This is a genomic window from Aquabacterium soli (genome assembly GCF_003933735.1).
Taxonomy (GTDB): domain Bacteria; phylum Pseudomonadota; class Gammaproteobacteria; order Burkholderiales; family Burkholderiaceae_C; genus Aquabacterium; species Aquabacterium soli.
Window position 1 is genome coordinate 25,146 of sequence record NZ_RSED01000010.1, and the last position, 25,842, is coordinate 50,987.

The window sequence follows — 25,842 nt, forward strand, 5'->3', positions numbered from 1 at the left end:
GTCAGGCTGGCTTGGAGGCCACCAGGGCGGCCAGCGCCTCCTGGTGGTCCTCGATCACGGCCAGCCGGTTGATCTGGTTGGTGCCCTCGAAGATCTGCGTGACGCGGGCGTCGCGGTAGAGCTTCTCCAGCCGGTTTCGGTGCAGCACGGCGTGCTCGCCCAGCAGGTCCATGGCCTGCTCGATCACGCGCAGGGCGGTGTCGGTGTTGTGGAACTTGGCCATCGAGGCCACGGCTTGGCGTGGCGTCCACGTGCGCGCGCCCTGCCACACCAGGGTGCGGGCGGCGCTGGTGGCAGCCATCATGTCGGCCAGCGCCAGCTGCACATCCTGGAAGTCGATCAGCGGGCGGCCCCCCAGACGCTGGGTACAGGCATGGTGCACGGCGATGTCGACCGCGGCCTGCGCCAGGCCCACCGCCATGGCGCCCACCGGCAGGCGCGACAGGTTGAGCGTGGCGCGGTTGAGCGACCAGCCGCTGCGCAGCCCGCCGACCACGCAGGCATCGCTCACCCACACGTTGTCGAAGACCAGGTGGGCCGCGCTGGACGCACGCATGCCCATCTTCAGTTCGGTGCGCGCGGCCCGAAAGCCCGGGCTGCGGCTGTCCACCAGGAAGCAGGTCCAGGAGTCGAAGCCCTCGCCTTCGAGCGCGGCGAACACGGTGATCTGGCGGGCGATGTCGCCGCCGCTGATGAACACCTTCTGGCCGTTGAGGCACCAGCCATCGCCCTGCCGGCGCGCGACCAGGCCAGGCTGGTTGGTGGCGGCGCCGTGGCCGTCTTCCGCGTCGGAGCCGGCACCGGGTTCGGTGATGGCGAAGGCGAACAGGTGCGGGTCACCCCGCAGGTTGGCCCGGGTGGCCGGGCGCAGGGTGCGCCACATCAGGGGCAGCTGGCCGGACACGAGGATCGGCCCCATGCCGAGGAAATGCGCGCACAGCAGCAGCATCAGGCCGCCGCAGGCCCGCGCGAACTCTTCCACCTTCAGGCAGGTGCGCCACACCATCGGGTAAGGCGCGTCCAGCCAGGGGCAGCTGCCCAGGGGCGCAGGCAACAGATCGCTCAGCCAGCCCTGGCGGCCGGCCTCGCGCAGGATGGCGAGCGCCTCGGGGGCCATTTGCCCTGCGGGCAGGTGCGGCCCTGCGTCAATGGCCAGGGCTGCGGGGGCCAGGTGGGTCTGGGCGAAAGCTCGGGCCTGGCGGCGGTAGCGCTGCAGGCGGCGGGGCAGGCTGGCCGTGTCGGTGTCCCAGGCGCTCTGGGGCGCGTAGGCCAGCAGCAGCCGCACCTTGGGATCGAGCGCCTGCAGGGCCCGGCGGGGCGACAAGGGGTGCTCGGGCGGCAGGTGGCCTGCGATGGGCTGTGGTAACGGCGGGAGGCCGGCGGGCCAGGGCGCGCTCATGCGGCCATTCCTGTGTGCATGGCCTGCAGGCCCGTCGGGCCGGCATGGCCGGCTTCCCACGCGGCCACGCAGGTGCGCAGCTCGGATGGCGAGCCGCCCAGCAGACGCAGGTGGTTCTCGTCACGCACGGCTTTTTCCAGGCCGCTGTCGCGCATGTAGCCTTGTCCGCCGAACACCTGCAGGGCCGCGCTGGCGCCCTGGGCCAGCGCCACCTGGCAACGGGCCCGGTCACGCCAGCGCGCGGGCAGGTCCGGCCAGGGTGATCGTGGGTGGGCAGCCGAGGCCAGGGCCTGCGCGCTGGCCTGCACGGCCTCATGCGCCTGCTGCAGCAACTGCTGGACAGCCGCATGCCCCAGGATGGTCTGGCCGCCCTGGCGGCGTAACCGGGCGTGCTCGAGAGCCTGGCGCCAGGCGCGGTGCACCACCGCCTCGCTGATGGCCTGCAGGCCCAGGCTGTGCAGGGCCTGCAGGCGGGTCCACCATCGCGTGGCCTGCTCGCCCTCGATCACCGGGGCGGCGGGCGATGGACACGCGATGGCCTGGGTGCTCAGCTCATCGAGGCCATGGCTGTGCGGCAGCACGCTGACCTGCACCTCGCCACGGGGCAGGCGGTGCCAGCACCAGCCCTGCGACGGTTGCCACACCGGCAGCCACAGGGCGTGCCAATCGGGCAGGGCATGCAGGCAGCGGGGGGTGGCCTGCGTGGGGCAGGCCCAGTTGTCCGACATCAGCAGGGCCTGCTCCGGCGTGAGCGGCCGCCCTTCGCAAGCAGGCCACACGGCGCCACGCCCCAGGCCATGCCGCCCCTGCAGGGACACCAGCGTGGGCTGCCCGGCAGACAGGCCGGCCTCGCGTTGCAGTCGGGCGCCCAGGGCCTGCAGGTGCAGTTGCATCGCCAGACCGGCGTTGTGCGTGGCGACCACGCGCAGCACGTCCAGCGACAGGCCGCGCTGCACCGGGTCTTCGTCGTCATCCCACAGCCCGGCGGCGGGCGCATCGCCGTGGTTGAGCACGCCGATGTCGGCCAGGCCATCGATCAAGGTGCGCGCGGTGTCGGCCGGACAGGGCAGCTCGGGCCGCTGCACCTGTGGCGCGATGCGCTCCACGGCATAGCGCTGTACGGCCTGCAGCCAGGCGCGCGCCTCGGCTTCGTCCAGGCGGGTGGTGTCATCGGCGGTGTCCATGCGGCGGATGCTAGGCAAGCGTCTCACCTCTGGCCATGACGGTTGCGGCAATCCATTGACCATTGCGGCCAACCCCGATCCCGCGGCCAGTTCAAAAGACTATGCTGGCAGGCCATGTGGCCCTCCATCGCCCCGCAACGCGCGCTGTCCATCCTGGCCGTGGCCGACCTGGTCGCCTGGCGGCGCAGCCTTGGGCATGACACGGCGCCGCTGCTGGCCGGCACCGACATCACCGAGGCTGAGCTGAGCGACCCCGAGGCGCTGATCACGCCGCTGCAGGAGCAGCTGTTCTTCGGCCACTGGGTGGCGCAGGCCGGCCGTGCCGACTGCGGGCTGGCCGTGGGCCAGCGCTACCGCCTGATGCACTTCGGCCACCTGGGGCTGCTGATGCCGCACGCCGCCACGCGGCGCGAGGCCGTGGCGCTGTTCCTGCGCTTCATCAACCTGAGCTACACGCATTTCATCCCGGAGGCCGACCTGGACACCGGGCGCCTGCGGCTGCGCGGCGGCGAACACCTGGGGCCTCTGCGGCGCTTCTACCTGGACCGCGACGTGGCCTTCACCGTGGGTCTGCTGCGCGCCTTCTTCAAGGACGGCGAGGCGCCGCCGCTGCAGGTGCAGTTCGACGAGAAGGTGCCACCGGCGGACCTGGCGCACTACGAAGCGGTGCTGGGCATCCCGGTGCAGTTCGGGGCACCCGTCACGCAGGTATCGATGGACCCCTCACGGCTGGACGAGCCCATGCCCGATGCGAACGCCTTGATGGTGCGCTTGCTGCAGCCTCAGTGCGAGGCGCGGGCGGCACAGGTGCTCGATGCCCAGCCGGTGAGCTGGGCGCATCGGGTGCGAGAGGTGTTCCGCCAGCACGGCGTGCAAGGGGAGCATGGGGCTCAGTGGGCGCCTGGGTCCTGGCCGGATTCATCGGAGGTGTCGCGGCGCCTGCGCTGCAGCGAGCGCACGCTGCGCCGCCATCTGGCCGATGAAGGCCAGGCTTTGCAGGCACTGTCGGATGCCGAGCGATCTGGGCGCGCCGCGCAATGGTTGCGGCGGGAAGGCGCCCGGCTGGACGACATCGCCACCGCGCTGGGCTACAGCGAGGCGGCGGCGTTCATCCGGGCCTACAAGCGCTGGTTCGGCAGACCGCCGGGGGTGGACCGGCGGTAAGGCAATCAAAGGCTTAAGAATTTCTTACCAGACGTGTGTTTCCACGGTATGCGGTGGATACCACCTTCAATCAACCGTGCGTGCTCAAGCACCTGGGGCCACCACAAGATCAGCCGAGAGGACTTGATCCAGAAAGGGTGACTTGACCATTGAGGATCAAGCACATACACGGTATGCCCCGCCCTTCGCAGCGCCTCTCGCTCTGCTCCGCGACTCTTGGCGAACTTGTCGATGCTGACAACGTACCAGCCCTTGCCTAATCCCGCGATCCAATCGAGGTCAGGTGTGCTTGGCACAAAAAGGTCTGTCAGATGACAGACCTGCTCCACGTCGGGCTCGCTGGCGCATAACTCTCGTACAGCATGAGCCAGATCCGGAGGAAGGTTGTTGTCGAACAGGAAATTCACGCAGCCAGTTTTTGCTCAAAAGCCACTGCCGCCCTGACTGCTTGCGACGTAACCCTGTACAGACGCGCAACCCTCTGCGCATCACCTTGCTCAGCCTTGAATGCAGCCGACAGTGTGTCCGTAGGAACACCGGCATCGGCAATGATCGGTTCACCAAACTGAAGAGCTGGATCCAGCACGATCAATTTGCGCTTGGGCTCGGGGTACCAGCGAAGGGCCTGAGCATTTGCGCCATATTCGATGCCTTCGATAAGACTGGGCCTGATGACCGATTCAATCGCGAACTGGCGATCTCGGACATCAAGCATCCTTGCCTCTTCACCAGCGCGCTCCACGGCCTCCAGGAAGATCTTGCGACCATCAGTCACAAAGCGCCGGGAATGCAAGGGATAGTCACCCAGGTACTGGCGGGCGATGTTGACGGTTTCGCGCACAACACGCAGCGAGACCCCACACTGGACAAACCGAGCCACGGTCCGCAGCTCAAGCAAGTCCTTGAATCCGAGAACCAGCTCATTCGCCAAATCATCGTCTTCGGCATATTGCAGAGACCACAATGGCTCTGACGATCTCCGACCGTCCGGATGTTTCCAGGAATAGCCTTTGAGCCATCGCCGAACGGTACGCACATCTTCTCCTACAAGGCGAGCGGCCTTGCTCAAAGGGTACAGACCTGTACCTAGAAGTTGATGCGATTGGCTCATGTTTGGCAGTGTACCTTTGCCTCCTGAGGCCTGCCAGGCCTTGTGGCTGCGGTGACATCGCTGACGCGATGCCACCTCGCCGCCTGCCGGCTGATCCGCCTGCAGCGGATGCTGGTCTTACAGGCCAGCAGCGGCGCGCAGCGCAGCCGCCTGGTCTGTGCGCTCCCACGTGAACTCCGGCTCTTCACGGCCGAAGTGGCCGTAGGCCGCCGTCTTGGCATAGATCGGACGCAGCAGGTCCAGCATCTGGATGATGCCCTTGGGACGCAGGTCGAAGTGCTCGTTCACCAGCGCAGCGATCTTCTCGTCGGGGATCACGCCCGTGCCTTCGGTGTAGATGGTCACGTTCATGGGCTTGGCCACGCCGATGGCGTAGGCCACCTGCACCTGGCACTGCTTGGCCAGGCCGGCGGCCACCACGTTCTTGGCCACGTAGCGGGCAGCGTAGGCGGCCGAGCGGTCCACCTTGGTGGGATCCTTGCCGGAGAAGGCGCCACCACCGTGCGGACAGGCGCCGCCGTAGGTGTCGACGATGATCTTGCGGCCGGTCAGGCCGCAATCACCCTGCGGGCCACCGACCACGAAACGGCCGGTCGGGTTGACCAGGTAGCGCGTGTTCTGCAGCCATTCCTTGGGCAGCACGGGCTTGATGATCTCTTCGATGACGGCCTCGTTGAACTCGGGCTTCATCTTGTCGCCCAGGCTCCACTCGGGGGCGTGCTGGGTGGACAGAACCACCGTGTCGATGCTGTGCGGCTTGCCGTCCACGTAGCGCATCGTGACCTGGCTCTTGGCATCGGGGCGCAGGAAAGGCAGGCGGCCGTCCTTGCGCAGCTGGGCCTGGCGCTCGACCAGGCGGTGCGCGTAGTAGATCGGCGCGGGCATCAGCTCAGGCGTCTCGTCACAGGCGTAGCCGAACATCAGGCCCTGGTCGCCCGCACCGATGTTCAGGTAGTCGTCGCTGGCGCGGTCCACGCCCTGGGCGATGTCGTTCGATTGCTTGTCATAGGCCACCAGCACCGCGCAGCCCTTGTAGTCGATGCCGTACTCGGTGTTGTCGTAGCCGATGCGCTTGATCGTGTCGCGCGCCACCTGGATGTAATCCACATGGGCGTTGGTCGTGATCTCGCCAGCCAGGACCACCAGGCCCGTGTTGCACAGGGTCTCGGCGGCCACGCGCGAGACGGGATCCTGCTCGAAGATGGCGTCGAGGATGGCGTCCGAGATCTGGTCAGCCACCTTGTCGGGATGGCCTTCGGAGACGGATTCGGAGGTGAAGAGGAAATCGCTGGCCACGTGTGTGTGCTCCATAGCAAAGTTGACGGACTGAACCTCGGCGTCGCCGGGGCTGGGGAGAGATCCTTGTCGTCACTCTGGGCAGCGGCGAACGCTTTAGCGGCATTTGTGAATCGCCCCGCAAGTTGTTCCTTTAACTCGGCGATGGCCGAAGTGTAGCGGATATCGCCTGGGTGCGAACCGGACACCCCTACCCCCAAGAACTTGCGGCCCACCTCACTGAATAGGTGTGTTGCCATTGGTTTTGCGCACTGCACAATGCCCCGCTGGGCTCCTGCTCCCGGTGCACTGGCGTTCGCACTCGAACGGAGGCCCCGGCTCGTCAACAGAGAAAGGGACCACCCATGGCCGACAAGACCCTGACCGAAGCCGCCTGGAAATCGTTGACCAAAGGCAAGGCCGTGACCGCCGACGCCGACGTGCTCAAGGCCCTGGCCCTGCTGGCCCGCGCCGACAAGCTCAAACCGGACGCTACCGGGCTGGCGCAGCAGCGCGATGCGCTGGCTGCCGTGGACAAGGCGCTGGCCACCTTCGAGAAGGCCAATGCGAAGACCGCCAAGGCCGACAAGGCCCTGCAGGCCGGGCTGTCGGACATGAGCGGCGGGGTGGAGCGCAGCCGCAAGGCCGTGGAACAACAGATCCGCGACCTGGCCACCAGTACGGCCAAGGCCAAGGCTGCCGCCCCTGACGAGGACGAGGGCGATGACACACCGGACATCCTGACCACCCGCATGGTGCCCCTGCTGCGCCAGGTGCGCGCGGGCACGCCGGCCCACACCAAGCTGGTGCTGTCAGGCAAGGAGGTCGTGGTTCTGCTGTCGCGCAAACCCATCTCGCCGGCACGCCGAACACTGATGGTCGAACAGCTCGAGCAAAAGGGCAGTGTCAAGGTCATCGACGGCACCTGCGTGCTGGACAACAAGTTCATCACCTTCGTGCTGGACAACCCCGCTTCCGGGCTGGCCAAGAAGATCAGCGCCGCCCTGCTCAAGCAGACGGGCCTGCGCGTGCCCGTGCGGGTGCGGGGCCCGGACGGTGACATCGACGAAGACGACGACGACGAGGAAGCTGTTGGGGCCAAGGACAAGCCTCAGGCGACATCCACCACCAGCCAGCAGGCCACCGTGGACAAAGGCCGCTTCGTGAACCACGCCAAGAGCCGCCTGGCCTGGGAGAAGGTGCGGCAGAAGCTGCAGGCCGACCTGAAGTCACTGGAAAGCGCGGTACTCGGCTACTGCAAGGGCCAACCGGATCTGGCGGGCCCCGCGACCGCCAAGGTGCGCAAGCTCGACACCATCCTGGTTGAGCTCGACGAATCGCTGATGGACATCCTGGACAAGGCGCTGAACGCCCAGACCGACCAGAAGCGGCTGGACCTGCATGAAGAGTCTCGTGCGGTGCTGGCGCGCTACATCCGCTTCGTCAAGAGCGATCCCTTGCTGGCAGGTGTCGATCAGAACCCCTTCGTGCCCTTGAAGACCCGCGAGTTTCTGCTGGCCTCGCTGCAGGCGCTGGACAAGAGCCTGGCCTGAGCGCCATGGCCTTTCAACCTTCCGGAGACACGCCATGAGCACCAACCTGGAAATGATGGACAAGCTAGCCCGTTTGTGGCTGCTCACGCACCTGGACCTTGGCGGCCCCGGTGCCGACAAGAAGCTAGACAATGCCACCGAGATCGCCAAGACCCATCAGGTGGTGGCGGAGTGGGCCCGCAAGATCATGGCCGGGCTGGCACAACTCAAACCGATCGAGGGGCTCGCGCCCCAACAGCAGCAACGGCTGGACCAGGCCACGGACGCCGTTCGCCAGGCCGTGCGCCAGGAGAACGAACCGCAAGCCGAATCGGCGCTGAAGAAGGCAGTGATCCTTTACAAGACCCTGCTCCAGGAGATGAGTGAAGCCAAGGACCGTGTCAAGCGTCTGGACCTTGGCGGCTCCGGCGTCGATGAGAAGCTCGACAAGGCCACCGAGATCGCCAAGAGCAACAAAGCCGTGGCCGAACGGGCCCGAAAGATCCTGGGCGGGATCGAACAGCTGACTCCGCTTCAGGGAGTCATGCCCCGGCAGGAGCAGCGATTGGGCCAGGCCATCCTCACCGTCCGCCAAGCCGTGCGCAAGGAGGACCTGACGCAGGCCGAATCAGACTTGAAGGCCGCCCAAAGCCTGTACGAAGCACTGCGCCAGGAGATCAAGGAGCGCCTGGCCCGTCAGGGCCGCCACACCAAGTTGCCCGCCCTGGCGGAGCTGTCGGCAGGCCAGCAAAAACGCCGGGATCAGTCCGACGAGGCCTACCAGCAGGCAGAAGCCGAGGAACGCCCCGCTGACGCGGAAAAGACGCTGCAGGACCGCGAGGCCCTGCAGAAAGTCCTGATCAACGAGCTGGCACTGGTGGCCAAGGTCAAGAAGACGCTGCAGGAGCAGCAGGATCCGGACGAAGCCAACGACGGTGAGCGTGATCAACTCCAGCAGACGCGCGAGGACATCCATGGCCACCTGAAGGAAGACCGGTTCACGCAGGCCGATCAAGCCGCAACCAGGCTGACCAACGAGGTCGCGGCGGTCAGGAAGGCCATCCATGACACCAAGGCCAACGCCAAGAGCCTCGCCTCGAAACTGGTGAAGCTGGTGGGTGAGCTCGCCGCCAGCCTCCTCAAGGGCGATCCCTTCTTGCCCGAAGCGACCGCCAGGAAGCTGCTGGGGAGCCACCCGGCAGCCAAGGGCACCAAGGATGAGCAAACCACCATCCAAGCCAGCCAGAAGGGCACGGTCACGCGCGTCGCAGCCGATGAATTCGCGCAGAAATACGACGCCATGGTCGCCGGTCTGAACACCGCCGCCGAAGCATTGGCATCGGCCCTGGAAGATGATCGGGCGGCGATGTCCCTGATCACCAAGACACTCCTTCGCAGCGAGGACTACCAGGACAAGACCGCCAATCCCATTGACTTCGTGCCATCGGCCTGGAAGAGCTGGCCCAAGACCCTGCCCAAGCCCGCGCAGGAGGATCTGCCGGCAGAGCCGGGCAGGCAGGATCTGTCAGACCGGCTGGACAAGGCCAGAGCTGCATTGGAAAAGGCTCGGGAAGCATGGCAGGCTGGCACCGCCGTCGCCTGGGACGCGCTGACCTCCCAGGCCGAAGGCCTGCTGAACGACAGCAAGAAGGCCTGGAAAGATTACTACGCGCTGGTGTCCAAGACTGTCTACAACCTGCTGGCCACGCGCCAGCAGGACCACACGCAGTCGTTGAAGAACACTGAGACCACCATCAAGGAGTACTTCAAGGAGGTGTCCAAGGGAAGCAAGGGCAAGCCTGTGCCCTTGAGCGAAGACCACGAGAAGCTGCGCAAGATCATCGATGACCGCGTGTCGATCGAAGAGAAGAAGAGCAAGAACGCCAAGACGGCCGATCTGCGGCAGACCGAGGTCGCCAAGCTGATCCAGGAACAACGGGAGCAATTGAAGGCAGACGTCGAAAAAGCCGAGTCCCAGCGGGAGCAGGACGGGGTCGGTCCCAAAGAGGTCGCACAAGACCCCACCCACTTCGATGACGAGACCGACTACATGCTGGTGGGCGCCCCACTGCAGGGCAAACCCGTCTACGCCCGCCTGGACCACAGCGTGACAAGCGACAGCAATTACAGCAAGCTCTACGCCGAGGCCATGAGCAACGGGATCATCCCGTCCACCAGCACCGGACAGGCCGGCATCAAGAAGGAGCCCTACGGCTGGGTGGTGAAGGTGACGCTGAGCAGGGCCCAATCCAACCAGGGTGTGGACAACGTGAAGAGCCCGATCGCCAGTGCCGGCCTGAGGCTCTCCGACAGCGATGACCCGGCCTTCTACCTGAACTTCGATGGCTGGTACGACCGCCATTGACACGCCATTGCCGGCCTCACCGGTACGCGGGTGAGCTGGCGTCTCTACAATCAGGCCCGGCCCCGAGCGCCCCATGAGGGCGAGCGAAGGCCTTGGCCTGATCACCGAGACCGCCCGCCTCGTCCATGTCCCGTCTGTTCTCTCTGCTGTCGCGCTGGCCCCTGGGTGTGCTCCACCCGCTGGGCGCCCTGATGGGCTGGCTGGCCTATGCCCTGTCGCCCAGCTACCGGCGCCGGCTGGCCGCCCACGCCAGCGCCGCCGGTCTCAACCGCCGACAGCGCTGGCAGGCCGTGGGCCACGCCGGCAAGATGGTGGCCGAGGTGCCCCGCCTGTGGGGCCGCCCGCATGATCAGCTGATGGGTGACCGGGTGCGCTGGACAGGCGCCGAACACATCGACCAGGCCCTGGCCGAAGGCAAGGGCATGCTGATCCTCACGCCCCACCTGGGCTGTTTCGAGATGGTGGCGCAGGGCTATGCCGAGCGCTACGGCGCCCACAAGCCCATCACCGCGCTCTACCGCCCGTCCAAGCAGGCCTGGCTGGCCGAACTGATGGTGCATTCGCGCAACCGCCCCGGCATGCAGGCCAGCCCGGCCACCCTGGCCGGTGTGCGCCAGATGCTGCGCGCCCTCAAGAAGGGCGAGACCGTGGGCCTGCTGCCCGATCAGGTGCCCCCCGAGGGCATGGGCGCCTGGGCGCCTTTCTTCGGGCGCCCGGCCTACACCATGACGATGGCCGCCAAGCTGGTGGCCCAGACCGGCGCCGCCGCAGTGATGGTGCGGGGTGAGCGCCTGGGCTGGCGCCAGCGCCGCCGCCTGGGCGCCGACTATGTGGTGCACGCCGAGCGCGTCGCGCCCGAGGTGGAGGCCCTGCTGGCCGGCGCCGACGATCCGGCACAATCCAGCGCCGCGATCAACCGCCTGATGGAACACATGATCATGCAAAGCCCCGAGCAGTACCTGTGGGGCTACAACCGCTACAAGGGCCCGCGCGCCGAGATCCTGACGTCTGCCCAGGCGGCAGGCAAGGACAAGAGCGCCCGATGATCAAGAGTGCCTTGATCCGTCTGGCCCTGGGCATCCTGTGGATGCTGCAATGGTTGCCGCTGCCGATCCTGGCCCGGCTGGGCAGTGGCCTGGGCCACCTGCTGTACCGTGTGGCAGGCTCACGCCGCCGCATCGCGCTGCGCAACCTGGAGCTGTGCTTTCCGCAGATGCCCCTGGCCGAGCGCCAGGCCATCGTGCGCGAGCACTTCGGCTGGCTGCTGCGCAGCCTGTTCGAGCGCGCCATGTTCTGGTACGGCCCGGCCTGGCGGCTCAAACGCCTGATCCAGGTCGAGGGCGACATCGACCTGGCCGAGCGCGAATTCCACGCCACGGGCCGCTCCACCATGTGGCTGTGCCCGCACTTCGTGGGCCTGGATGTGGCCGGCGCCGCCATCCTGCTGTGCCAGCCGCGCCCCGGCGCGTCCATCTACCAGACGCAGAGCAACGCGGTGATCGATGCCGCCATGAAGCGCGGCCGCCTGCGCTTCGGCGATGCCGAGATCTTCCCCCGGCAGGATTCGGTCAAGCCGCTGCTGCGCGCCATCAAGGCCGGGCGCGGCTTCTTCAACCTGCCGGACATGGATTTCGGCCTGCAGGATGCGGCCTTCGTGCCCTTCTTCGGCGTGCCGGCGGCCACCTTGCTGGCGCCTTCGCGCATGGCGAAGATGCTCAACATGGTCGTGCAGCCGGTGATCGCCGAGCTGCTGCCGGGCGGCCAGGGCTACAAGGTGCACTTCCTGCCCGCGCTGGAGAATTTCCCCACGGCCGACGCCGTGGCCGACACCGCGCGCCTGAACACCTTCATCGAAGACCAGATCCGCCTGCGGCTGCCCCAGTACCTGTGGGTGCACAAGCGCTTCAAGACGCGCCCGCCCGGCGAGCCCGGCGTGTATTAAGACCGCTTGGGGCCTGCGCGCAGCGCCAGCTGCGGGCAAACCCTCGGCCGGGAGCGGGCCCGGCCACTCAAACCAGCCCCTCATCTGCCGATATCCAGGCAGTACTGGTCCGTCGCGCGCCGCCCCTGTGTGTGACGACGGCCCTCTTGGCAATGCACCGAGACACCGAGGAGCGCACTTCTATGATGACCACATGGATCACCTGGCTGCGGGGATTCTCCATCCGGTCCCGCCTGCTGGCCTGCATGGCCCTGGTCGTGGCCATCGGCACCCTGGTGGGCACGGGCACCAGCTGGCAGCTGCTGCAGCTGCAGGGCAATGTGGACGATTTCGCCGAGCAGGAGTTCGCCGGCACGCAGCGCGTGGGCGAGCTCACGCGCCTGCTGGGCCAGGTGCGCAGCCACGAGCAGGCCGCCATCATCAACACCGGTGACTCGGTGACCACCGAAGGGCATTTCAAGGCGTGGAAGGACAACCTCGCCAAGGCCCAGGCTTCGCTGGCACAGATCGCGCAGGCCATGCCCGACCCTTCCGTGGATGAGCAGGTCCAGGCCATCGGCGCCCGCCTCAAGGCCTATGCCACCAGCCTGACCCCCACGCTGGAGCTGATCAATGCCTCGGCCGTCAGCTCGTCGGCCGAAGCCTTCCAATCCAGCGCGCCGGCACGGGCCGAAGCCGATGCCGTGGAAACCGCCATGGCCAAGCTCACCACCGACGTCGAGAAAAGCGCCCAGGCCCGCCGTGACCAGACCAGCCAGACCGTGCGCCAGTCGATCGTGGCCCTGTGGGTGATGCTGCTGGCACCCGGCCTGGTGTTCCTGCCGCTGATGGGCCTGACCATCGCCTCCATCACCATTCCGCTCAAGCGCGCCGAGAGCATCACCCAGGCCATCGCCCACGGCGACCTGACCTACGACATCAGCCCCAAGGGCAAGGACGAGATCGCCCGCGTGATGCTGTCGATGCAGAGCATGCAGCAGGGCCTGCGGGCCATGGTGGCGGCCGTGCGCGAATCATCCGAATCCATGCTCACGGCCAGCACCGAGATCGCCGTGGGCAACCAGGACCTGTCCAGCCGCACGGAGCACACGGCCTCGAGCCTGCAGCAGACCGCCTCGTCCATGGGCGAGCTGAGCGACACGGTGGACAAATCCGCCCTGTCGGCCACCGAGGCCAACCGCCTGGCCGACACCGCCAGCCACCGCGCCGTGCATGGCGGCGAGGTGGTGGGCAGTGTGGTGCAGCAGATGGACGAGATCAGCCAGGCTTCGCGTCAGATCGCCGACATCATCGGCGTGATCGACGGCATCGCCTTCCAGACCAACATCCTGGCACTGAACGCTGCGGTGGAAGCGGCCCGTGCCGGTGAACAAGGCCGCGGCTTTGCCGTGGTGGCGGGCGAGGTGCGCTCGCTGGCCCAGCGCAGCGCCGAGGCCGCCAAGGAGATCAAGACCCTCATCGGCCAGTCCGTGGACCGCGTCGAGGTGGGCGCCAAGCGCGTGAAGGATGCCGGCTCGGTGATGGAAGAGATCGTGCGCGCCATCCAGAGCGTGACGGTGGCCATGGGCGAGATCGCCGACACCACGCGCCAGCAGGCCCAGGGCATCTCGCAGGTCACCACCTCTGTCAATGACCTCGATCAGATGACACAGCAGAACGCCGCGCTGGTGGAGCAATCCGCCGCCGCAGCCGACAGCCTGCGCCAGCAGGCCCAGGGCCTGTCGCAGACGGTGGCCCGGTTCAAGCTGCAAGGTGCACCAGCATTGGCCTGAACCCGCTTTGCGACAGGTGTCAACCCTGACGAGACAAATCGCAGGGCTTGATTCACAATGGTTCACAGCCAGCCGGCCGGCGATGGGAGTGGCCCCGAAGAGGGCCGGGGTGTCCGGCACATAAGAACAGCACGACAAGGGATGGCACCGTGAAACGCTTGACGGACCTGGCCGCACAACTGGGGCACCTCTACCGCGAGGGCCGCAGCATCGGCGTGGATTTCGAAACCATCGCCGACCACCTGTCGGTGCACGTGGCCGTCAAGGGCCCCGACCTGCGCTACAAGTACGTCAACCTGGCGGGCCAGGTGCGGTGCCTGCTGCCCTCCTCGCTCAGCGGCCAGGTGACCGACGCCGACCTGCTGGGCGATGAAGCAGGCCAGCGCGTGCGCGAAGAAGACCGCCAGGCCCTGGGCAGTGCCGGGCCCCTGGTGCTGTGGTCCGAGCCCGTGCCCACCGCCGATGGCGGCACCGAACGCACGCCACAGGTCAAGCTGGGCCTGCGCGGCCCGCGTGGCGAGGTGCTGGGCGTGCTCGACGTGGCCGCCGTGGATGGCCCTGGCAGCGCCGACCCGGGTTTCGAGGTGATGCGCCTGAACGAGGCGCTGGACCTGCTGGCCGACATCCTCGGCCTGCTGATGCGTTGCGAAGACGAGGCCACCCTGCTCGAACGCCTGTGCAGCACCCTGGTGGTGCAGGGCGGCTACCTGGCCGCGGCCGTGGTGCCCATCGAGGCCGATCGCCACCAGGCCGGTGTGCCGCTCAGCCTGGCGGGTGACCGCGATGAACTGTCCCTGCCCGGCGCCTTCCGCCTGGACGACCCCGTGTGGGAAAGCCACCCCGTGGCCCGCGCGGCCGAGGCCGGCATCTGCGTGGTGCACAAGCGCCATGGGCAGGATGATCCATCACCGTGGCGCCAGGCCCGCCCCACCCACAATGCCCAAGCCCTGATCGCCCTGCCCCTGCGCGCCGACGACGACGTGATGGCCGTGCTGCTGATGGCCTGCGATGGCCTGGACCGCATCGCCCCCTCGCGCGTGGTGCTGCTGCAGCGCATGGCCGATGAGCTCTCGCTGGGCATCGAGCTGCTGCGCTCGCGCCAGCGCCTGGCCTCCGAGCGCCGCCAGCGCGAGATCCACCTGCGCCAGCAGTTGCTCACCTCCCAGCGCCTGAGCCTGGCCACCGAATCCGGCGAGGTCGGCATCTGGGAATGGGACCTGGCACGCGGCGTCATCGCCATGGACGAGCGCAGCGTGACCCAGCACGGCCTGCCCTCGCACACCCACGCCCTGCCCGCCGCCACCCTGCAAAGCTGGGTGCACCCGGATGACGCCGCTGCCGTGGACCAGGCCACGGTCGGTGTGATCACGCTGGGGCAGCCGGCCGACATCACCTTCCGCACGACCCCGCCCGATGGCCGCCAGCGCCGTCTGCGGCTGCACATGTCCGCGCTGCGCGATGAGAAGAACACGGGCAACATCGTCGGGGTGCTCGGCGCCACGCAGGATGTCAGCGACCTGGCCCTGAGCGCCCAGCGCCTGCACGACCTGGACGCCAAGCTGCACCTGGCCACGCAGGCCACCGGCCTGGGTCTGTGGGAGCTCGACCTGGACGAACAGACCCTGCTGCTGGACAACCGCAGCGCGCAGATCCACGGGCTGGAGCCCACGCAGGGCAGCATCAGCCTGGGCGCCTGGCTCAGCTGGATCCACCCCGGGCAGCGCCAGGAAATGGCCGCCCGCCTCAAGGCCAGCCAGGCCGAGCCCACCGTCGGCCAGCTCGAATGCGCCATCACCCCGCCCGATGGGCGCCTGCGCCGCGTGCTGATCAACTGGGCCAGCCAGCTCGACGCCACCGGCCGCGTCAAGCAGTTGGTAGGCACCCAGGTGGACGTGACCGAGCGCCGCCGCGACGAGGCCCGCATGGCCCAGACCCACCAGCGCCTGGCCCTGATGGCCGGGGCCACCGGCGTGGGCCATTGGCGCTACGACCTGCGCGAAGGCTTCACCTTCGACGACGCCATGTACCGCCTGCTGGGCGCCACGGTGCAGCCCTACCCGGCCGCCGCCTGGTTGATGGAGATGTGCCTGCCGGCCAGCCAGCGCGAGGCACTGGAGCTGGCGCTGATCACCGCCGACGACCAGCTGGAGGTGTCGCTGCAGTGGCAGGGCCTGGACGGCCTGTCGCGCCACGTGGTGTGGATGGGCACGGTCGACCGCGACGCCCGCCGCACCGTGATCCGCGGCGAGGGCCTGTGCATCGACGTGACCATGCAGCAGAAGGCCGAGGCCGCACGCCACGAACTGCAGGCGCCGCCCCCGCCCCGCCCGCTCATCCAGGGCCCGGGGCGCGGCGACAGCCTGGCCAACCCCGAGGCGCGCACGCCAGAGCTCTCCGGCGCCGAGCCGCTGGCCGCGCGCATCGGCAGCGAACTGCGCTCGCCGCTCAACGCCTTGCTGGGCTTCGTGCAGTTGCTGCGTGGCAACGCCCAGGCGCCGGGCACCGGCCAGCAGGAGGACTACCTGCAGGAGATCGAAAAGGCGGGCTGGCACCTGATGGAGCTGGTCAACGACGCGATGGACCTCACACGCATCCAGTCGGGCGCCCAGAAGGTCGAGGCCCAGACCGTGCCGCTGCGCGACCTGGTCGGCGAGCTGCAACCCCTGGTCGATCAGCAGGCCGCCACGCGGCAGGTGCGCTTTGAGGCCGTCACCGCCGGCCCCTGGCCCACCGTGGTGGCCGACCGCCGCCTGCTCAAGCAGGCCCTGGTCTACCTGTGCGGACACGCGGTGCACACCAGCCCGTCGGGCACCCGCGTCACCCTGTCGATCGAGCCGGCCGGCGCCGACGTCACCTTGCGCCTGCATGGCCAGGGCCCCGCGCTGCCACCAGCGCAGCGAGAGCAGTTGTTCAACCCGCTGCCCGAAGCGCTGACCAACCTGCAGGGCGGTTCAGGCATGCGCCTGGCCATTGCCCGGCAATCGCTGCAGGCCATGGGCGGCCGCCTGCAGGCGCTGGAAGGCGATGCGGGCCAGGGCACCACCTTCGTGGTCAGCCTGCCGCACGCGCCGCAGCCCCAGCCGCCGCTGGACCTGGATTCCGACACGCCCCTGGCGCCTCGCCCGCCCCAGCTCACGGTGGACATCGGACTCAAGGGCCGCATCCTCTACGTGGAAGACAACCCCAGCAACGTGCTGCTGGTGCGCGAATGCCTCACCCTGCGTCCGGCGGTGGAACTGGCCGTGGCGGCCAATGTGCAGGAGGGCCTGGCCGCCATCGCGGCCGAGCGCTTCGACCTGGTCCTGCTGGACCTGCAGCTGCCAGATGGCGACGGCTATGCCGTGCTCAAACGCCTGCGCGAGTACCGCGGCAGGCCCAGCCCCTGCATTGCGCTCACGGCCGCGGCCATGCTGAACGAGCGCAACCGCGCGCTCGAGGCCGGCTTCGACGAGTTCTGGACCAAGCCGATCAAGCTGCCGGAGTTTTTGGCCGGCCTGGACCGCTGGCTGGCGCCGCGCCGCGCCAGAAGCCGCACAGCGCAATGAACAGTCCGCCCCGCCCCCCGAGGGGTCAGGAAACTTGGGGGTGGCAAGTAGGGCGGATAATCCGCTCATGAAGCTGCGTTTCACCAAGATGCACGGCGCCGGCAACGACTTCGTCGTGCTGGATGCCACCGCCGGCCCGCTGGCCCTCAGCGAGGCCCAGTACCGCTACCTGGCCGACCGCCGCTTCGGTGTCGGCGCCGACCAGATCCTCATCGTCGAGCCCGGCTCGGTGGATGCCGGCACCGACTTCACCTACCGCATCGTCAACGCCGACGGCAGCGAGGTCGAGCAGTGCGGCAACGGCGCGCGCTGCTTCGCACGCTTCGTGCACGACACCGGCCTCACAGGCAAGCAGACCATCCGCGTGCAGACCCTGGGCGGCATCATCGAGCCGCGCCTGCAAGCCGACGGCCGCGTCACCGTGGACATGGGCGCGCCCGTGCTGGAGCCGGCCCGCGTGCCTTTCGACGGCACCGGCCTCACGCCACGCTTGGTCAATGGCACCGAACTGTGGCCGCTGGCCCTGGCCAACTACCCGGTCGAGGTGGCCGTGGTCTCCATGGGTAACCCGCACGCCGTGCAGCGCGTGGACAGCTGCGAGCATGCCCCGGTCGACGAGGTCGGTCCGCAGGTCGAAGGCCATGAGCGCTTCCCGCGCCGCGTCAACGCCGGCTTCATGGAAGTGGTGTCACGCACCCACATCCGCCTGCGCGTGTACGAGCGCGGTGCTGGCGAAACCCTGGCCTGCGGCTCGGGCGCCTGCGCCGCCGTGGTGGCCGGCATCCGCCTGGGCTGGCTGGACAGCACGGTCGATGTGGACACGCGCGGCGGCCGCCTGACCATCCAGTGGGCCGGCCCCGGCCAGCCCGTGCTGATGACCGGCCCGGCCCAGACCGTGTTCACCGGTGAGATCGACATCCCCGAACTCTGAAGAACCCCATGACGACCCCGCTCCAAGGCATCACCGAAGACGACATCGCCAACTACCTGATCCACACGCCCGGCTTCTTCGAGCGGCACGCGCCGCTGCTGGCCGCCATCCAGCTCACCAGCCCGCACGGCCAGCGCGCCGTCTCGCTGCAGGAGCGCCAGATGGAAATGCTGCGCGACAAGATCAAGGGTCTGGAGCGGCGCATCATGGAGATGATCCGCCACAGCCAGGAGAACGAGGCCATCGCGCAGCGCCTGCACCGCTGGATCCGCGCCGTGATGCTGGCGCACGACGACACCGCGCTGCCCACCGTGCTCACGGCCGAGCTGCAGCACGAATTCCTGATCCCGCAGGTGGGCCTGCGCCTGTGGGGCACCGCCGACCACCCGCTCAAGCCCGAGCTGGCCGGCCTGCCGTTCGCACAGGACATCAGCGACGACGCCCGCAGCTTCGCGCGCAGCCTGAGCCTGCCCTACTGCGGCATCAACGCCGGCTTCGAGGCCGCGCGCTGGCTGGAAGATGCCAACACCGTGTCCTCGCTGGCGCTGCTGCCGCTGGTGCGCGACGGCGAGGTCTTCGGCCTGCTGGTGCTGGGATCGCCCGACCCCACCCGCTACACGGCCGACATGGGCCTGGAGTTCCTGACCGAGCTGGGCGAGGTGGCCAGCGCCGCCCTGGCCCGCCTGCTGGCCTGAGCCGGCGACACTGCATGGGCCAGGCCCCGTCCGCGCGCCCTGGCCCTGCTTTGGCCCCGGGGGCTGCGGTCTCCTCGGCCGATGACGCCCTGATCGAGCGGCACCTGAGCTATCTGGCCGTGCAGAAGCACCTGGCCGAACGCACGCTCGAGCTCTACGGCGAGGCCTTCAACCGCCTGCGCGAGGCCTTGGCCCGCGACAGGCTCGCCCTGACCGCGGTGCAGCCGCACCACGTGCGCGGCTGGGCCGCCCGCCTGCATGCCGGGGGCCTGGGCCCGCGCAGCCTGGCCCTGATGCTCTCTGCCTGGCGCGGCCTGTACCGCTGGCTGGGCCGTGAAGGCCTGGTGGCGCTCAACCCGGTCGACGGGCTCAAGGCCCCCAAGGCCGCGCGCCCCTTGCCCAAGGCCCTGTCGGTGGACGACGCCGTGGCGCTGGCCCAAACCAGCGCCAGCCCACCGCCGGTGCCTGATTCGACCTCGCCACGAGACCAGCGCGAGGCCCCCTGGCTGGCCGCGCGCGACCACTGCATGGTCGAACTGCTCTACGGCAGCGGCCTGCGCAGCGCCGAACTGCTGGGGCTGGATGTGCAGGCGCACCCGCACGCCCAAGGCTGGGTGGACGCCGCCTCCGGCGAAGCCCATGTGCTGGGCAAGGGCCGCAAATGGCGCCAGGTGCCCGTGGGCACGCCCGCGCTGCAGGCCCTGGCCGCCTGGCTGGCCGTGCGTGGCACCGTGGCTGCGGCGGACGAAACCGCGCTGTTCATCGGTCGCCTGGGCGCCCGCCTCACGGCGGCCCAGTTGCGCAACCGGCTCAAGCAACTGACGGTGCGCGCCGGCCTGCCCACCCATGTGCACCCGCACATGCTGCGCCACAGTTTTGCCAGCCACCTGCTGCAATCGAGCAGTGACCTGCGGGGGGTGCAGGAGCTGCTGGGCCACGCCCACATCACCACCACCCAGGTCTACACACGGCTGGATTTCCAGCACCTGGCCAAGGCCTACGACGCGGCTCACCCGCGCGCACGTCGCAAGTAAGCACTCACATCAGGTGGTCGACACCTTGATCTCGTTGACCACGCTGCTCACGCCTTCCACGGCGCTGGCCAGCTCGGTGGCGCGTGCAATCACCAGGGCATCCGGCGCGCTGCCACGCAGGGTGACGGTGCCGTTCTGGGTCTGCACCTCGATGCGCAGGCCGCTCAACTGGCTGTCGGACATCAGGGCCGCGTTCACCCGTGCGGTGATGGCCGCGTCCTGCATGGACGCCTGCATCTCGGCCGCGTCCTGACGCCGGCCATCGGTCAGGCGCAGGCCGGCCTCGTCCGCCCGCGCGATGGCCAGGTCCAGGGCCGGGGGGGCGCCGTCCTCGTGCGCGGCAACCCGCTGCGGCGCATGCCGGTCACAGGCACTCAAGCCACCGGCCAGCATCACCATGGCTGGCAACCAACGCGTCGTTCGTGGGAACATGTCCGTCTCCTGTCCGCCCGGGGGGCGATCACAAGCCCTTCCTGGGTCGATCTCCCTGCACTGAGCCTTGACGCAGTGCAGCATCATCGCCGACCTTGCCGCAAGGTAAGGCCTGCGCCCCTTCACGGCCAGTGGACGAACGCCGATTGCAGTGTGGGGGGCCGCCGACAAGCCGCACGTCAGCGGCGACAATCACGCCCATGAAAACCATCACCGTGCGCGACGGCAAGGAACGCTCCCTGCTGCGCCGCCATCCCTGGGTCTTCCAGGGCTCCGTGGCCAAAGGCAAGGCCGATCTCGGCGAAACCGTCCGCGTCGAGTCGCACGACGGCCGCTTCCTGGCTTGGGGCGCCTACAGCCCCAACTCGCAACTGCGCGTGCGGGCCTGGTCATTCGACGAGGCCGAGCGCATCGACGCGGCCCTTTTTACGCGCCGCATCGAGGCGGCCCTGGCCCTGCGCGGCCGCCTGGGCATTGACAGCGATGGCGTGCGCCTGATCCACGGCGAGGCCGACGGCCTGCCCGGCCTGGTCGTCGACCGCTATGGCGACCTGCTCAGCGCCCAGTTCCTGAGCGCCGGCATCGACCGTTTCAAGCAGGTCATCGCCGATGCGCTGCTGGCCGCCACCGGCTGCCAGGCCCTGTACGAACGCTCCGATGCGGCCGTGCGCCAGATGGAGGGCCTGGAGCAGGTGACCGGCTGGCTGCGCACCCCCGCCAGCGGCGCACCGGCCACCGAGGTGACCATCCGTGAGCACGGCTGGCGCCTGACGCTGGACGTGGCCGAGGGCCACAAGACCGGCTACTACCTGGACCAGCGCGACAACCGCAAGCTGTTCGCCGACCTGGTCCGCCAGATGGGCCTGAAGACCGCGCTGAACTGCTACAGCTACACGGGCGGCTTCAGCGTGGCGGCGCTCGCCGGCGGGGCCGAGCATGTGACCAGCGTGGACTCGTCCGCGCCGGCGCTGGCCCGTGCCAGCGCGCACGTCACGCTCAACGGTTTCGAGGCTGATCGCCACACGGCGCTCGATGCCGACGTGAATGGCGCGCTGCGCCAGTTCCTGGCCGAAGACCGCCGCTTCGACGCCATCGTGCTGGACCCGCCGAAGTTCGCGCCCAGCGCCGCGCATGCGGACCGGGCGTCCCGGGCGTACAAGGACATCAACCGGTTGGCGCTCAAGCTCTTGAACCCCGGAGGTTTGTTGATGACCTACTCGTGCTCTGGCGGGATCGGGGCAGAGCTGTTCCAGAAGATCGTGGCGGGGGCGGGCATGGATGCGCAGGTGGATGGCTACCTGGTCAAGCGGCTGGAGGCTTCGCCGGATCATCCGACCACGCTCTATTACCCGGAGGGTGAATACCTCAAGGGGCTGGCGATCGTTCGGCGTTGAACTGCATTGCAATGCCAATGAGATGCGATGCGATGCGATGCGATGCGATGCGATGCGATGCGATGCGATGCGATGCGATGCGATGCGATGCGATGCGATGCGATGCGATGCGATGCGATGCGGTGCGTTGATCGTCTTGGCGTGAGAACGCAAGGCGGGGGCTGGGTCGATGTCTGGCCGGGCTTCAATGTTGGCGGTCCCGCCTTCGGCGTGACTGCTCTGCGGTGCTCGTCCAGGACAGGTGGCTGCGCAACTCGCCCTTTCAGGGCTCAAACATGCTCGCCATCCCCTGGCCTGCGGCCAGGGGCAAACCTGCCCTTCCCTGCGCGCCTCCGACGCCAACAAGGCGCCCAGCCAGCCACCGCCCCAGCCCCTTTTCGCCTTGCTCAAGCATGCATAGGCCCCCCGCATGCGGACAGATAGGCGTTCGCGCCGGCCTCGGCACGCAGCAACCTGCGCATGCCACCAGCGGGGCATCAAGGGCTGAGTGGGCCTGCGGCCGGGCGCCTTGTTGGCGCTGAGCAGCGCAAGGCAGTCACGCCGAAGGCGTGACCGACAACAAAGAAGCCCGGACACAGGCCCACTCAGACCCCGCCCCGCGGTGCCTCGAAAAAGCGCTCAAACAGCAGCAAAGTCAGACAAACATCCCGCACCGCAGAACCCCCATTCCACCCATCAATACGTTTGCACAAAAATTACAAGCATCGGCAGAAAGTCCTACAAATCCTGCCGGTTTAGGACGCGTTTGCGGACACCCATTTTTTGTTTACGGACATAATGAATTGGACCTGAGCCGGGGAACCACCAAACCAGTCACCCCCTCGGCCAGCCCAAGGAAGTACATGTCCACCAGTCACAAGCTGCCCCCGTGGGATTTCCGCCGCGGCATCGCCACTGCCCGCGTCCTCGTTCAACTTGGCCTGGACAAAGGCGCCGGACTCGATGCCCTCCTGCAGCAGACCGGCATCACCCGCCAGATGCTCGACGACCCGAAGGCCGAGATCGAGGCCACGCAGGAAATCCAGCTCATCCGCAACCTGCTTTCCACCCTGGGCCACCCGCCCGAACTGGGCCTGGAAGCCGGACAACGCTACCGCCTGACCACCTACGGCCTGTGGGGCTACGCGGTGCTGAGCAGCCCCACCCTGGGCGACGCCATCCACCTGACGCGCCGCATGCTCAACCAGACCTTCTCGCTCACGCGCAACGTGGCCGTGCAAGAGGGTGACCAGATCATCATCACGCACATGGACGAGCACCTGCCGCCCGACGTGCGCCAGTTCATCATCGACCGTGACCGCGCCGCCATCACCGTGCTGCAGCGCGAGATCCTGGGCCGCCCGCTGAGCTACACCGCCTTCGAGATGAAGCACTCGGAGCCCGAGCCCGGCATGGCCGCGCGCTACACCGACTGGGTCGGCATCCGCCCCATCTTCGGCTGCCAGCAGCACCGCAGCATCTTCCCGGTCGCCCTGATGAGCGAGCCCCTGCCCCAGGCCGAGCCTCACACGGCCCGCCTGTGCGAAGAGATGTGCCGCAAGCTGGTCGAGGCCCGCAGCAGCCGCACCGGCGTGGCCGCCGCTGTGCGCGACCGCCTGCTGCGCACCCCAGGCCACATCCCGGACATGGAAGAGATCTCCTCCGAGATGCACATGACCTCGCGCACGCTGCGCCGCCACCTGACGGCCGAAGGCGCCACCTTCCGCGCCCTGCTCGAAGAAGTGCGCAGCACCCTGGCCACCGAGCTGATGGCCAATGCGCGCCTGACACACGCCGAGATCGCCCAGCGCCTGGGCTATGCCGACGTCACCACCTTCATTGAGGCCTTCCGCCGCTGGAAGGGCGTGCCGCCCAGCGAGTACCGCCGCCAGCAGGGCCTGCGCACCTCGGCCACGCGGGCTTCGGCCTTCCGCACCCTGGTGATCACGCCGCCCGGCCACGAGGCCGCCAGCAGCAACGACGCAGAGGCCGACGCGGCCTGACAACCGTGCAGATTGCACACATCAAGGCGGGCAAGTCCCGCCTTTTTTTGTATTTGAAAACAGGGCAGAACACTCTAGACTGCCCTCATGAGCATCGACCCCAAACTCCGGGAGCTGAACATCGACCTGCCCGCGTGCCCCGCCACGCTGGTCAAGCTGTCGCTGATGATGGCCGACGATGACAGCTCCATGGCCCAGATCGCCGCCCTGATCGAGACCGACATGGCGCTGGCCTCGGCCGTGGTGCGCACCGTCAACTCGGCCCTGTTCGGCCTGCTCAAGCGCGTCGAAACCGTGCACGAGGCCATCCGCTACCTGGGCATGGCGCAGGTCGCCGGCCTCACGTATGAGATCGGCCTGCGCGGTGCCTTCCCGCCCACGCCCCTGCTGCAACAACTGTGGGACCGCGCCGGCATCCGCGGCCTGGCCATGGGCCGCGTCGCCCGCCAGCTCGATGTCGACCCCTGGCTGGCCCACACCATGGGCCTGTTCGCCGAGACCGGCCGCGCGGTGCTGATCGCCTACGACTCGTCCGTCTATGCCGCGCACATCAAGTCGCCCCCCGACGAATCGCAGCTCGGCGCCCTGGAGATCGAAACCTTCGGTGTGAGTCATGCCGCTTTCGGCGCTGCGCTGTGCAAGGCCTGGGGCCTGTCACGCGAGGTGGCCGATGGGGTGCGCAGCCGCACCCAGGCCCCCAGCCAGTGGACCTACGAACGCCCCACCGTGCGCCAGTTGCTCACCATCGGCGCCGCCATCGACGCCCTGCTGCTCGACCCGGCCCGCGCAGCCGACCCCAAGGCCGTCTGGGCCGAGCTCGAGCCCGTGGCCGGGCAGGTCGGCCTGCATTTCGAGGCCTTCCAGCTGGCCACCACGCGGGTCTGCGAGCGGCTGAACATGCCGTGAGGCAGGCGCAACCGGATCCCCCTTTCTCGCGGGGATCCTGGCCGGATTTCGTGGCGGCGTCACCAAAAAGGCGGTTGACCGCGCATGGACATCTGGTGACACTTCGTGACGCATTCAACACATCACGGAGGAACCCATGCGCATCGCCGCACAACCGCGCCTGACGCTGGCCGCATCACTGATCGCCTTGCTGGGCATGGCCCCTGCCATCGCCATCGCGGACACCTACAGCAGCGCCAGCGCATCCATCACCAACCTGCGCTACCGGCTGATCGACCTGGATCCCACCGACGGCATCGCGCCCTCCGCCACCCTCCAGGGCGCAGGCCTTGTCCACGTGACCAGCAGCTTCGCCGACGGCCCTCCGGACGTGGACATCAACACACCGCTGAGCGGCCTGGGCCTGCCCTTGCCCATTGCCAACCAGTCCGGCGTGGGCTATGGCGCCGGCATCGCTGGCGACACCATCACGACCATGGCCAACACCGCCGTCGGCAACGGCCCCGTGCTGGTCAACCAGTTTCCCGGCGGCAGCATGGGCACCGACTATGACCTGTATGTCTACCAGGAGCTCGTGAGCCGCTCCGGCGAGGTGCAGCTGGGCGCTCCCGGCTGGGTCGGCACCGATCCCACCTTCACCATAGAACTCGGCGCGAACACGGGCATCGTCTTCGAAGGCACGGCCAGCACGAACGTGCTGCTGGACCTGCAAGCCTATGACGCCTTCATCGCAGGGGTCCACGCCGAGATCGGCACCTCCGCACTGCCTCCGATCAACAGCTACGGCTACCTGGCCGGTAGTGCCAGCATCAACATCGAATTGCAGAACACGACGCTCGGGAACAACGGCGGGGTCACCTCCCACGCCACCTCCTTCTCACTTGGCAGCTCGCTGTCCGAAGAGGTCGGGCCGGGCGGCTTCGCGTCACCCACATCGGGGCAAAGCCGCACCCAGGATTTCCTGGTGGACTACTGGAACCTGGGCACCACCGGCACCACCGTCGGTTTCACCCTGAGCACCAGCTCCATCGCAGTAGCCATGATGCAAGGCACCTTCACCGTGCCCGTGCCCGAACCCGGCACATGGGCCCTGATGGGTCTGGGCCTGGCCGGTGTCGCCCTGGCCCGACGCCGCCAGGGGGCCTGATCCCCCCTCATCCCCAGGTCAAATCGTCTTTC

General features: G+C 68.1%; 20 protein-coding genes. 14 read left to right on the top strand and 6 right to left on the bottom strand.

The annotated features are described in order from the left end of the window. Window position 1: 1 nt before the first annotated feature. Both EIP75_RS13715 and EIP75_RS13720 read right to left on the bottom strand, forming a co-directional pair. On the bottom strand, window positions 2-1,399 hold the full coding sequence (locus tag EIP75_RS13715) for an acyl-CoA dehydrogenase family protein (protein WP_125243853.1): 1,398 nt from the start codon (window positions 1,397-1,399) through the stop codon (window positions 2-4). After that, a complete protein-coding gene (locus tag EIP75_RS13720) occupies window positions 1,396-2,583 on the bottom strand; it encodes an acyl-CoA dehydrogenase family protein (protein WP_158622850.1) in 1,188 nt (395 codons plus the stop codon). Before EIP75_RS13720 ends, EIP75_RS13715 begins: the two co-directional genes overlap by 4 nt. A 114-nt stretch (window positions 2,584-2,697) precedes the next feature. On the opposite strand from EIP75_RS13720, the gene EIP75_RS13725 reads away from it, so the two are divergent. Further along, window positions 2,698-3,747: an AraC family transcriptional regulator gene (locus tag EIP75_RS13725; RefSeq protein ID WP_125243855.1), complete on the top strand. Its 1,050-nt coding sequence runs from the start codon at window positions 2,698-2,700 to the stop codon at window positions 3,745-3,747. Window positions 3,748-3,752: 5 nt separating this feature from the next. Here EIP75_RS13725 and EIP75_RS13730 read toward each other — a convergent pair whose 3' ends face one another. From EIP75_RS13730 to metK, 3 genes are all read right to left on the bottom strand, one after another. Then, window positions 3,753-4,154, bottom strand: a complete 402-nt coding sequence (locus EIP75_RS13730; RefSeq protein WP_125243856.1) for a PIN-like domain-containing protein — start codon at window positions 4,152-4,154, stop codon at window positions 3,753-3,755. Beyond that, window positions 4,151-4,858 (bottom strand): DUF433 domain-containing protein, encoded by a 708-nt coding sequence (locus EIP75_RS13735; protein WP_125243857.1) that lies wholly within the window; start codon window positions 4,856-4,858, stop codon window positions 4,151-4,153. The genes EIP75_RS13730 and EIP75_RS13735 overlap by 4 nt, the downstream gene beginning before the upstream one ends. Before the next feature lie 117 nt (window positions 4,859-4,975). Then, a complete protein-coding gene (metK, locus tag EIP75_RS13740) occupies window positions 4,976-6,154 on the bottom strand; it encodes a methionine adenosyltransferase (protein WP_125243858.1) in 1,179 nt (392 codons plus the stop codon). 344 nt (window positions 6,155-6,498) lie between these two features. Here metK and EIP75_RS13745 point away from each other — a divergent pair, with 344 nt between their 5' ends. The 9 genes from EIP75_RS13745 (at window position 6,499) to EIP75_RS13785 (ending at window position 19,949) form a co-directional block, all read left to right on the top strand. Next, window positions 6,499-7,686: a hypothetical protein gene (locus EIP75_RS13745; protein WP_125243859.1), complete on the top strand. Its 1,188-nt coding sequence runs from the start codon at window positions 6,499-6,501 to the stop codon at window positions 7,684-7,686. Between the two features lie 34 nt (window positions 7,687-7,720). Further along, the gene (locus EIP75_RS13750) at window positions 7,721-10,030 is read left to right on the top strand and encodes a hypothetical protein (protein WP_125243860.1); all 2,310 of its coding nucleotides are present in this window, start codon (window positions 7,721-7,723) and stop codon (window positions 10,028-10,030) included. 125 nt (window positions 10,031-10,155) lie between these two features. Next, a complete protein-coding gene (locus EIP75_RS13755; protein WP_125243861.1) occupies window positions 10,156-11,076 on the top strand; it encodes a lysophospholipid acyltransferase family protein in 921 nt (306 codons plus the stop codon). Then, a complete protein-coding gene (locus tag EIP75_RS13760; RefSeq protein ID WP_125243862.1) occupies window positions 11,073-11,972 on the top strand; it encodes an LpxL/LpxP family acyltransferase in 900 nt (299 codons plus the stop codon). The genes EIP75_RS13755 and EIP75_RS13760 overlap by 4 nt, the downstream gene beginning before the upstream one ends. 182 nt (window positions 11,973-12,154) lie before the next feature. Further along, window positions 12,155-13,744, top strand: a complete 1,590-nt coding sequence (locus tag EIP75_RS13765; RefSeq protein ID WP_158622851.1) for a methyl-accepting chemotaxis protein — start codon at window positions 12,155-12,157, stop codon at window positions 13,742-13,744. Window positions 13,745-13,893: 149 nt separating this feature from the next. Continuing rightward, window positions 13,894-17,289: a response regulator gene (locus EIP75_RS13770; protein WP_158622852.1), complete on the top strand. Its 3,396-nt coding sequence runs from the start codon at window positions 13,894-13,896 to the stop codon at window positions 17,287-17,289. 67 nt (window positions 17,290-17,356) lie between these two features. Further along, entirely contained in the window at window positions 17,357-18,220 is an 864-nt protein-coding gene (gene dapF, locus EIP75_RS13775; protein WP_125243865.1) for a diaminopimelate epimerase, read from the top strand. An 8-nt stretch (window positions 18,221-18,228) separates the two neighbouring features. Beyond that, entirely contained in the window at window positions 18,229-18,915 is a 687-nt protein-coding gene (locus EIP75_RS13780) for a DUF484 family protein (protein ID WP_125243866.1), read from the top strand. Between the two features lie 14 nt (window positions 18,916-18,929). Then, complete coding sequence (locus tag EIP75_RS13785) at window positions 18,930-19,949, top strand: tyrosine recombinase XerC (protein ID WP_125243867.1); 1,020 nt, start codon at window positions 18,930-18,932, stop codon at window positions 19,947-19,949. A 9-nt stretch (window positions 19,950-19,958) separates the two neighbouring features. Here EIP75_RS13785 and EIP75_RS13790 read toward each other — a convergent pair whose 3' ends face one another. Continuing rightward, the gene (locus EIP75_RS13790) at window positions 19,959-20,381 is read right to left on the bottom strand and encodes a BON domain-containing protein (RefSeq protein ID WP_125243868.1); all 423 of its coding nucleotides are present in this window, start codon (window positions 20,379-20,381) and stop codon (window positions 19,959-19,961) included. Between the two features lie 200 nt (window positions 20,382-20,581). Here EIP75_RS13790 and EIP75_RS13795 point away from each other — a divergent pair, with 200 nt between their 5' ends. The 4 genes from EIP75_RS13795 (at window position 20,582) to EIP75_RS24590 (ending at window position 25,810) form a co-directional block, all read left to right on the top strand. Then, complete coding sequence (locus tag EIP75_RS13795; protein ID WP_125243869.1) at window positions 20,582-21,775, top strand: class I SAM-dependent rRNA methyltransferase; 1,194 nt, start codon at window positions 20,582-20,584, stop codon at window positions 21,773-21,775. Between the two features lie 842 nt (window positions 21,776-22,617). Next, window positions 22,618-23,757 carry an AraC family transcriptional regulator gene (locus EIP75_RS13805; RefSeq protein ID WP_125243870.1) on the top strand — a complete coding sequence of 380 codons (1,140 nt, stop codon included), beginning with the start codon at window positions 22,618-22,620 and terminating at the stop codon, window positions 23,755-23,757. A gap of 87 nt (window positions 23,758-23,844) precedes the next feature. Next, window positions 23,845-24,663: an HDOD domain-containing protein gene (locus EIP75_RS13810; protein WP_125243871.1), complete on the top strand. Its 819-nt coding sequence runs from the start codon at window positions 23,845-23,847 to the stop codon at window positions 24,661-24,663. A 136-nt stretch (window positions 24,664-24,799) separates the two neighbouring features. Beyond that, entirely contained in the window at window positions 24,800-25,810 is a 1,011-nt protein-coding gene (locus EIP75_RS24590; protein WP_125243872.1) for a PEP-CTERM sorting domain-containing protein, read from the top strand. Window positions 25,811-25,842: the final 32 nt, after the last annotated feature.

Excerpts from the sequence above, each read along its gene's own strand:
- EIP75_RS13715 (WP_125243853.1), bottom strand. The coding sequence starts at position 1,399 with ATGAGCGCGCCCTGGCCCGCCGGCCTCCCGCCGTTACCACAGCCCATC.
- EIP75_RS13720 (WP_158622850.1), bottom strand. The coding sequence starts at position 2,583 with ATGGACACCGCCGATGACACCACCCGCCTGGACGAAGCCGAGGCGCGC.
- EIP75_RS13725 (WP_125243855.1), top strand. The coding sequence starts at position 2,698 with ATGTGGCCCTCCATCGCCCCGCAACGCGCGCTGTCCATCCTGGCCGTG.
- EIP75_RS13735 (WP_125243857.1), bottom strand. The coding sequence starts at position 4,858 with ATGAGCCAATCGCATCAACTTCTAGGTACAGGTCTGTACCCTTTGAGC.
- EIP75_RS13745 (WP_125243859.1), top strand. The coding sequence starts at position 6,499 with ATGGCCGACAAGACCCTGACCGAAGCCGCCTGGAAATCGTTGACCAAA.
- EIP75_RS13750 (WP_125243860.1), top strand. The coding sequence starts at position 7,721 with ATGAGCACCAACCTGGAAATGATGGACAAGCTAGCCCGTTTGTGGCTG.
- EIP75_RS13755 (WP_125243861.1), top strand. The coding sequence starts at position 10,156 with ATGTCCCGTCTGTTCTCTCTGCTGTCGCGCTGGCCCCTGGGTGTGCTC.
- EIP75_RS13760 (WP_125243862.1), top strand. The coding sequence starts at position 11,073 with ATGATCAAGAGTGCCTTGATCCGTCTGGCCCTGGGCATCCTGTGGATG.
- EIP75_RS13765 (WP_158622851.1), top strand. The coding sequence starts at position 12,155 with ATGATGACCACATGGATCACCTGGCTGCGGGGATTCTCCATCCGGTCC.
- dapF (WP_125243865.1), top strand. The coding sequence starts at position 17,357 with ATGAAGCTGCGTTTCACCAAGATGCACGGCGCCGGCAACGACTTCGTC.
- EIP75_RS13780 (WP_125243866.1), top strand. The coding sequence starts at position 18,229 with ATGACGACCCCGCTCCAAGGCATCACCGAAGACGACATCGCCAACTAC.
- EIP75_RS13785 (WP_125243867.1), top strand. The coding sequence starts at position 18,930 with ATGGGCCAGGCCCCGTCCGCGCGCCCTGGCCCTGCTTTGGCCCCGGGG.
- EIP75_RS13790 (WP_125243868.1), bottom strand. The coding sequence starts at position 20,381 with ATGTTCCCACGAACGACGCGTTGGTTGCCAGCCATGGTGATGCTGGCC.
- EIP75_RS13795 (WP_125243869.1), top strand. The coding sequence starts at position 20,582 with ATGAAAACCATCACCGTGCGCGACGGCAAGGAACGCTCCCTGCTGCGC.
- EIP75_RS13805 (WP_125243870.1), top strand. The coding sequence starts at position 22,618 with ATGTCCACCAGTCACAAGCTGCCCCCGTGGGATTTCCGCCGCGGCATC.
- EIP75_RS13810 (WP_125243871.1), top strand. The coding sequence starts at position 23,845 with ATGAGCATCGACCCCAAACTCCGGGAGCTGAACATCGACCTGCCCGCG.
- EIP75_RS24590 (WP_125243872.1), top strand. The coding sequence starts at position 24,800 with ATGCGCATCGCCGCACAACCGCGCCTGACGCTGGCCGCATCACTGATC.